The sequence below is a fragment of the Bacteroidota bacterium genome (assembly GCA_039714315.1).
In the GTDB taxonomy this organism is placed as follows: domain Bacteria; phylum Bacteroidota; class Bacteroidia; order Flavobacteriales; family JADGDT01; genus JADGDT01.
Genome location: JBDLJM010000127.1, coordinates 1 through 9,159 on the forward strand (window position 1 = coordinate 1; position 9,159 = coordinate 9,159).

5 protein-coding genes are annotated in these 9,159 nt (G+C 34.9%); all 5 read right to left on the reverse strand.

Features of this window, described 5'->3' with window-relative positions; all coding sequences use genetic code 11:
• Positions 1-566 precede the first annotated feature (566 nt).
• A complete protein-coding gene (locus ABFR62_11310; protein MEN8139006.1) occupies positions 567-1,061 on the reverse strand; it encodes a carboxymuconolactone decarboxylase family protein in 495 nt (164 codons plus the stop codon).
• Positions 1,062-1,379: 318 nt separating this feature from the next.
• Positions 1,380-1,856 carry a hypothetical protein gene (locus ABFR62_11315; protein MEN8139007.1) on the reverse strand — a complete coding sequence of 159 codons (477 nt, stop codon included), beginning with the start codon at positions 1,854-1,856 and terminating at the stop codon, positions 1,380-1,382.
• A gap of 96 nt (positions 1,857-1,952) precedes the next feature.
• A complete protein-coding gene (locus tag ABFR62_11320; protein MEN8139008.1) occupies positions 1,953-3,572 on the reverse strand; it encodes a hypothetical protein in 1,620 nt (539 codons plus the stop codon).
• 137 nt (positions 3,573-3,709) lie between these two features.
• Entirely contained in the window at positions 3,710-4,438 is a 729-nt protein-coding gene (locus ABFR62_11325; GenBank protein ID MEN8139009.1) for a class I SAM-dependent methyltransferase, read from the reverse strand.
• Positions 4,439-4,763: 325 nt separating this feature from the next.
• Complete coding sequence (locus ABFR62_11330) at positions 4,764-8,777, reverse strand: ATP-binding protein (GenBank protein ID MEN8139010.1); 4,014 nt, start codon at positions 8,775-8,777, stop codon at positions 4,764-4,766.
• Between the last annotated feature and the right edge of the window lie 382 nt (positions 8,778-9,159).

Consider the following 9,159-nt stretch of genomic DNA (forward strand, 5'->3'; position numbering starts at 1 on the left):
AAGTTACATCTCCCATACGCAGTAATGTTTAAATTCGAAAATTTGCTTATAACTACCCTAAATTTGCACTACAAATTCAGCAATAGTTTCTAAGCGTAAAAAAGCGAGAGATGAAAATAGAGAAATAAGACCCTAACGTCTTGTATTTCAATAGTTTGCAGGTTTGCTAATATACAAAAAATAATACTCAAACCCTATGCAATCAGGTATATAAATAGGCGTTAATACATTAATAGTGTAAGAAAAAAATATTATAGCAATTCAATTATAAAATGATCGGTTTAGATCGCAGTATTTTTTTGGAACTTCGAGGTTTTTGAACCTCGAATTTATAAAGAGGAAGGAGTAGGATGTTAATAAATAAGTATTTTTATTTTAGGACACCCGGTGCCGAAGATAAATTAACCGTCATTCCGACCGAAGCGCTAGCGTAGTGGAGAAACCTAAGTTCGACAAAGTCAATTCGTAGAACTTACGATTTTCCACTTCACTGCATTTAGCTTCGCTGCCTAAAGGTTTCGGTCGAGATGATGGTTTATAATCTATAATCCTCTCTCTCTTAGAATTTATTCCTTCGATTTTTCCTCCATGTATTTTATCATCGCATTCATCTCTTTTTTGAAATCTTCAAAATCAACCTGACTGCCCTTTAATATCATACTCCAGTGCCTTGTTTGTGCACCATGTGCAACTGCTTCCTGAATTTCTTCATCGGTGGCACCAAATGCTTTAGCAGAAGCAATATGGAAGTAAATACAATAATCACATGGTATTTGTGCTGCAACACCAAGTTGTATCAGCTCCCTGTATTTTGGAGGGATTTTACTATCCGGACTATTTAATTGTTTAAAGTTTTCCCAGGCTCCCGCGAGTGCATGATCGGGATATGCTTCAAACATTGATGGAATTGTTCCAAAATGTTGTTGAATTTCAGCCCTGGCTTTCTCATAGTCATTTGTATCCTGAGCGGATAAGGTCATTGAAATAATTAGCATAGGGATAATAAAAATCATTATCCTGAAAAAATTATTTAGCAGATGTGTTTTTTTTAAAGTTATCATAATCTTTTTGTTTTATAATTGACTAAAGTTTCACATGTCTTTTTTGGCGCTATTTCCGGCCTGCCTGGATTGGCAGACAGGCTCTCCGCTATAGCTTTGTCCGGCATAGCAGTTCGAAAATTATATTTCGGGGTCTTCGCTTAGGCTCAGCCGCCAAAATATATTTCTCACAAGCTATCCCAAACAAAGGCTGTCGCTGCCATCCGGGCGAACTATATTTCGCTGCCTCGGCCATATCGAATTTGTAATTCGTGTCTTTATTTTTTCTTTTTTAGTACAGGTTGTAAATCTGCGCCGGCGAAGGGGGCTAATTGTGTTTTACTTTTTACTCATTTCGGCTACTTTTTTCTCTAAATGATCAGAGAGTTCATGCATTCCATCTTCGGGACTAAAGCTGACCAATTTTAAATCTTCCAAAACCAATGCTGTGTGTCCGGGTTTCATATAAAATGCTTCACCTTCTTTAAATGTTTCTTTGTTTCCATCTTCATATTCAATACTAACCGCTCCTTCTACAACATAGCCCCAATGAGGCACCTGGCAATGGTCGTTTTCTAATCCTTCAAGTAAAGGGGTGAAATTTGTTCCTTTTGGTGCATTGTTAACATCAACTGTTAAACCTCCCCAGCCGTCAATCATTGGCAGCACTTTCCCTTTTGGAAAATCATTTAGATTAACATGGGTTACTTCCGGTACTTCGTTTGGCCGAAGTGCATAAGAACTTTGTTTGCAACTAATGGCTGTAATAAATGTGCCAAGAACAAAAATGTAAAAAACTACTTTCAATTTTTTCATAATTAAATTCTTTTAAAATTTGACTAAATCTGTTATAGTAAATATGCGATACCTTACCGTCGGCTTCGCTTTAAGCGACACCGACGGTTTTTATTATCATTTGTGATCAACAATCCAACTGCTTAACTCCGACCATACAAGCTTGTCTGCATTATAGCCAAGCCAAAGGTCAACATGTCCGAAATCTTTTGACGGATCATCATCTAAACTCACTAAATGATTAGTGACGTCGGTACTTGCGGTTAATGTGGCTGTATAATATCCGGCTTCACCGCTACCTCCTCCTGCACCAATATAGAAAATAGGTACTGATATTAATTCCAGATGATCATCAAAGGAAACACCATCAGAAGAAGAGCAATTCAATGCGTTATATTCATAAAATATTTTAGTAGGCATAAAGGGAGAATGGCCTGCTGCATCACGGAAAATTCTGTTCTCATCAGAATATAAAAACTCATTAACATTACCTCCGAAGAAGTGAAAGAAGATGCCTTTATCAGGGTCTTTAGGACTGGAAAAAACAATTCTTGTTGCCCGGCTATTTGTTAATCCTTCAAAATCGGGAATAGGTGAAACTGAATCAGGATTTGTAAGAGCTAAATTACCCAACAAACTAAAAAATTCGCCCCAACGGTTTTCTAATACCCCTGAGTTGAAAGAATCCAAGTGACTATTTGCTTCGACACATCCAAAATTTTCACCGTTTTCAAACTTAAATGCATTATCAACCGGGATAAGACCTTTAATGTTACGTTTCATCATATTAGCCTGTTGGGTTTCACTGTTTGCAACTCCGTAAGCAATAGTTGCACCGGAACTATATCCCAGCAGGTTTAGGTTCGAAAACCCTTGTTTCGTAATTCCACGAATAGTACGTGCAATACGTAAAGCTTTTAAGGTATGATCTATATCTTTTTCAAATCCCCAGTCCTCAAAAAAGGAAAACTCTGTGGTTTCTGCCGGAATCATGGTCCAGCCCAAATCAATTCCCCATACATCGATATTTTTTGAAGCCAGATAAAACGGTGCTGATGTTTTTGCATTGATATCGTTTACTGATTCAAGGCCTTTTGCAAGAAAGGTATTGGCAAACCCCGTAAGAGCACCATGAACCATAAATACATCGCCTTTAGTAGGGACAGGATGGAAAGGTCTGCTCTCACGAACAACACGATGGATTCCTACTACATCGAATTCACCCGGTCCCATACGTACTTTAAACCTGTAGTGGGCAATTCCTCCTCCGAGTTCCGTTCTTGAAAAGTCACTGATTATATTTTCTTTTTCTTTGTTATCGAAATTTTGGTGATGATTTTCGATACTGCTTTTATCATAGAGTTTAATAATATCAATATTATTTTCTTTAGCATTATTTATTAACAGGTCGTTTGGAGTGTAGCTTAATCCGATTAATTTGATATTAGAGCTGTTAACTGCTATATCTTCCCGGTAAGTACCCGGTTCAATATAAATTACATCTCCCGGCAAGGCTGCGTCCACAGCATCCTGTATTGATTCTCCATTTTGTACAAATGCAGTTTCCGATTCAAAATCCAATAGATATAACAGCTCATTCACCTGAATAAATTCCTCACCGGAGAATGATTTGCTTGTTTTTTTCTCTTCATTTGAACAGCCGTTAAAGAGCAAAATGAAAAATCCCATAAGGATTATAGCCGTTAAATGTTTGATTTGTGGCTTAAATGTTTTCATAATACCTTTATTATTAAGTTCAATATAGTTTTCTTACAGAGAATATTTTTTTCTATAGATACCGCTAAAAAGTTCAATTTTATTTTCTTCCAGGTTTATTAGGGTATTGTATAGTTTTTTCTTTGCAGACTCTCCCATCAGTACATCAAGCCCCGGCTTAGGAGGACCGTTTTTTTTTTTTCAAATAAACCAAGCAGAAATTGTTTTGCTTTAGAGCTTTGATCGGTAGTTTGTAATTTTACAAAGCCCAGATTGTCGAGGATGGCATCCACTGCCGAAAAGGTTTCTAAAAAGTTGATGGATGTATTATCTGCCCATGGTACCGGATAATTAATTTCCTTTCTGTTTTTTTTGAATATATCATAATAAACAAGTGCCCCTTCATTTTTTAGCACTCTCCTTATTTCTGAATAAAATTTGGGTTTATCCTTAATATTCATTTGTACATGCTGTGTCCAGACTATATCGAACGAAGCATTATCAAAAGGCAAATCCAGTGCATCAGCCTGAATAAAATCTGTTTTATCGGAATGACCAATAAGATCAGATAATTTTTTTGCCGTTCTGATATACTCATGATTTAAATCTATTCCTATTACTTCACAGTTAAAATCATCTGCCAGCATTCTGCATGAACCTCCAAGTCCACATCCTACATCCAGCACTTTAGCGTTGTTTAAATAAATTTCCTGTGCAAGTTCACAGGATACTTCAGCTCCCCTGACATGAAATTCATCTACACCGGCAATATCACTTCTCGATACATTGTTAAGATCAACTTTTAGCTCTTTAAGACGTTTAAGTATCTCTTCAAAAAGCTTAGGTTGATTATATTGATCTTCAATATTTGAGTTTGATATTTGCATAATGTTATTATTACTGAGTTCGATGAAAGATATTATTGATGTATATATTCATAACGACCTCGTTTACACACCCCTGCGATGTTGTTTTCTATACTGGATATAAGAACGTTACAATAGACAGTCCTACTATCGAACCCAGACTGTTACAAAAAGTATAGCTTATAAAGGATGCAAAAAATTATTTCGCAGCAATTTTAATACTACTCAAGTCAAAAGGCTTGTAGCATTTTTACAAATAATAGGAATAAGAATGAATTGCTAAAAAAGGCTTGTACTATTTTTGCATGACAGAGAAGAATAATTACCTAAAAGTCAGTAAAACCTGCTACTTTGGGATTGCACTGGGTGCATAGCCAAATTCTTCCTTAAAAGCACGGCTAAACCAGGAAGGATCGTTAAAACCGACTTCATAAGCAATTTCAGAGATGTTTTTATCTGTTGTAAGAATCAATTCCTTAGCCTTCTGTAATCGTACCGATCTGATAAATACTGCAGTAGATTTACCTGTTATAGCTTTTAGTTTTCGGTAGATTTGCGATTCGCTTAAATGCAGTTTTTTTGAAAGATGTGTACACGAACCGAATGAATGATTGCTTATCTCCTCATGAATTACCTTTATTACTTTCTGAACAAATTTTGTTTCCGGATTTTCGACCCGTGTTTTCACAAACTGACTAAAACTGTCGCTCTCAATTTTTTGAATCATCTTTTTTCGCAATAAAACCAACTGGTCAAGACGGGTAAACAATTCTGCTTTTACAAAAGGTTTTGTAAGGTATGCATCGGCACCTGATGAGAGTCCCTTTAGTTTATCTTTCATAGTTACTTTTGCAGTAAGTATAATAATTGGGATATGATCGGTTCGCTCATCTGCCTTCAATGTTGAACAAACTTCAAAGCCATCCTTTACAGGCATCATTAGGTCACAGATTATTATGTCCGGTACTTTCTCAAAAGCCGTTTCAATTCCAAGTTCTCCATCCTGTGCGTGTATGGTTTTATACTTCCCTGTTAAACATGTTTTTAAATAGTGGGCAACATCAGTATTGTCTTCAATGATTAAAGCAAGTGGTAATTCCGGCATATTATCCGAACTCTGTTGAGTTATTTCATTTTTGTCAGCAGGTGTAACAATATTTGCCGACGGTTGTGCCTGAATGTCTTTTGTTTTATCTGCAGCGTTGGTAATAGGTAGTTGTATAATGAACTCGCTTCCTTTTCCGTATGTGCTTTTCACTTCAATAGATCCGTTCATCAATTCTACAAATTCTTTTGTCAATGCCAGACCTATTCCTGTACCTTCACCGTGGTGTGATGATGAATTATCTGCCTGATAGAAACGGTCGAATATATGACCTATTTCTTCTTCAGAAATCCCGCTGCCGTTGTCTTTTACCTTAAAGAATAAAAAATCATTTTTATTCTTTAAAATTCTCTTAAGGTGGAAAACTATTTCACCTTCCTGTGGAGTGAATTTAATTGCGTTTGAAAGAAGATTATAAATTACAGTAGATAATTTATTTGTGTCAAAATCCATAATTAGCTGATCAACTTCAGAATAAACAGTGAGATTTATTTGTTTCTCGCGCGCTAATGAATGAAAACTGTCGCATATGTATTTTACAAATGGAATAACATCGGACTGAACCAACTGTAACTTCATATTCCCACTTTCCAGTTTCGATAAATCCAGCATTTCATTTACCATTTGCAACAGATGTTTTCCATTACGTTTAATCATATCCAGTGAGTGTAGCACATCCTTAGAGATATTATTTTCGATATTAGACTTTAATAAATCGGCCATACCAAGTATAACGGTAAGAGGTGTACGAAATTCATGTGTAATATTAGTATACAGACTATTTTTTAACAGGTTGATCTCTGTGAGACGCTCACTTTCGGCAACAGCCAATCTTCTGGAAAGCTGAAAACGATAAAAAGTATCGGCAAATAAAATCGCAATAGCGAAGTAAATGATATAAGCCCACCAGCTTGCCCACCAGGGAGTAGGAATGTTAATATTGTATTCTTTCGGTGTTTCGTTGCATATTCCCAGATTATTGCAGGCTTTAATTTTTAATTTATAATCTCCATGAGAGAGGTTAGTTAAATATATCTCTTTACTCTTACCTATATTTTGCCATTTACCTTCGAACTTGTACTGATAAGTAATTTGATCTGAGAAATGAAAGCCAAGAGAGCTAATCTTAAATACAATATTTCTGGTATCGCTATTAAAAATGAAATCTTTTTTTGTTAAACTATTTCCTTCGTAAAGTGTTTTACCATTACTTTCAATTTTTCTGATATAGGGTAGGGGAATTTCTTTATTTGTTAATTGTTTTTCAGGGTTATAGATAAATACTCCATTATTGCATCCTATAATAAACTCTCCCTTTTCGTTATTTATTACCGGTCCGCTTAAATACAGTTTCCTGTTTAGATAGTTGAAGTTAACCTCTCTGTGAGTTAGTGAATTAATATTGAGAATTCCAAGTGTTTTTCCGGTAGTCCACAAAAGGCTGTCATTATATTTGTAAAGCCATCTATAGTTTCCGCTTATCTTTTTTGTAATACCATTTTCGAGACTGTCAGCTTTAAAATAACCAATTCCTTCCTCAAGTCCTACCACCCATATTCTTCCTTTACTGTCTTCCTGAAATCCACCCAAATATTTGTATATATATTTATTTTTGTCCGGATTTAGATTTTGAATAGAAAAATCTTTTAAATCCATTACACTTAAGTGATTTGCAGTACGTATCCATAGATTTTCAGATGAATCTATATACAAGTTTTCTATCCATTCGTGATTTCCTTCTCTATATTCATCAAATTCTTCAATGTAATTTTTTATCGAGTTATTTTCAAAATTTAGAAGAAACAGACCCCCTGCTCTTGATCCAATCCAATAATTGTTATTTCTATCTCTGACAACAGTTTGTAATGAAGGGTAGGGGTGATCTATCTGGAGTGGTGATAATTTTAATTGCCCTGTTTTTGGATTAAATATTGTAATCTCCTGACCGGATATTATAAGGAAATTACCATCGCTCATTTTCACCATATCCCGTAAAGTAATGTTTTTACCTTTTCCATTTTTCAAATAGGGGATATCTATAACTTCAAATGTATAAGCTATAGGATTTATTTTATATAATCCTGAACTGTTATGACCGAGTACGTAAATAAAACCATTCGACAGAATGATCTCCCGTGTTTGCATTGGATATTGCAGATCACTCTTTTTTTCAAGTTCAATAAATGTATTTTGCGACTGTAAAGGGGCAAATTTAAACAGGCCTCTACTGTAGCCCAACCAGATAATATCTCTTGAATCGATGAATGAAATACCCCTTAATATACCTTTAGCCAAATTGTTGTCAATTACCTTTTTTACAGTTTTAGTTCGTGTATTATATTGTATCAAACCATCGCTCGAAGTAACCCATAAATTGTCGCCTTTTTCTTTGTAAATATCTAAGATTAACGGGTAGCTGTCAATTAAAGGGGAGCTAAATTGTTCAGACTGTTTATTAAAAATAATCAATCCCCTGCTCCATGTTCCAAGAAAAACTTCTTCATTTGAAACAGCGATCTTACGTATTTTATTTTGAGCCATTTCCGGATTGTTTTTATATACAAAAACACGGTATTCGTTTGAGATGCTGTTAAACCTGATCAAGCCGGCTCCGGTACCCATCCATAAAATTGTATTATCATTAGGGTCTTTTACTATGCACCCTATACTGTTTATTCTGAATTTGTTATTAGGAGAGTTGTTTTCAAAAGAAATTAATTCATGCTTTTTTTCCTTTAAGTCTATTTTTATTAGGCCACCCTTTAAATTGCCTGCCCATAGTATTTGGTCATCAAGAAGAAGATCAGTAGTTCTCTTCAGTGAAAAGTTTAACGAAGGAATTAAATTGTTTATTATTTGGAATTTAACCGTGTCAACAGAAGTGTAAAATATTCCATTTTCACCGGCAATCCATATATTTTCACCTGATTCGTCTATATCAATGCTGTTTACATAGCCTATTTTTTTTTTCAGAGAATTCTCGTGATAATTTGTGAAGTTAGTGAAATGATTCCCGTCATATCTCGCAATACCATTGGCATTTGCTATCCATATAAAACCATATTTGTCTTCTTTGATATCTGTAATGTATGAGGAGGCCAGATCATCTTTTTCTTTGGTATAATGTTTATAATTATTAAAATCGGAAAGCTTTATTTGTGCTATGCAAATAGTTGAAGTTAATAATAGTATGAGGAGGCTACAATGAAAACAATACATTTTTAAAATACTTCTTATGTATTCTTTAGTCTTCATTATACTAGTATGTTGTAGGTAACGAATGTTACTAAAATACTAAATAATTATTACAATTATCTAAATCAGGGGCTGAATTATAATAATCTGTGTTACTTTCAGTGGGGTTAGATGATCTCTTAGAAAGTAAATTATTCGTCATCATGAGGGGTTTTTTTTTAGAAAAACTCCAATCATCTGGTGCGTTAATGACGAGATGCTTTGTGATCTTTGCGCTTTATTTTCTTAGCGGTCTTTGCGTGAAAAGCACGATCTATTTCACGCAAAGTTCGCAAAGTTTTTCGCAAAGTAAACGCAAAGAAAAATAAAAGTCGTCATAGGTAGAACGAAGTTTTTTTTAGAAAAACTCCAATCATCGGCTGAGCCGAGACACGGTCATCGG

Bases quoted from the DNA above. Each gene is read 5' to 3' on its own strand.
- ABFR62_11320 (MEN8139008.1), bottom strand. From the start codon at position 3,572: ATGAAAACATTTAAGCCACAAATCAAACATTTAACGGCTATAATCCTT.
- ABFR62_11330 (MEN8139010.1), bottom strand. From the start codon at position 8,777: ATGAAGACTAAAGAATACATAAGAAGTATTTTAAAAATGTATTGTTTT.
- ABFR62_11315 (MEN8139007.1), bottom strand. From the start codon at position 1,856: ATGAAAAAATTGAAAGTAGTTTTTTACATTTTTGTTCTTGGCACATTT.
- ABFR62_11325 (MEN8139009.1), bottom strand. From the start codon at position 4,438: ATGCAAATATCAAACTCAAATATTGAAGATCAATATAATCAACCTAAG.
- ABFR62_11310 (MEN8139006.1), bottom strand. From the start codon at position 1,061: ATGATAACTTTAAAAAAAACACATCTGCTAAATAATTTTTTCAGGATA.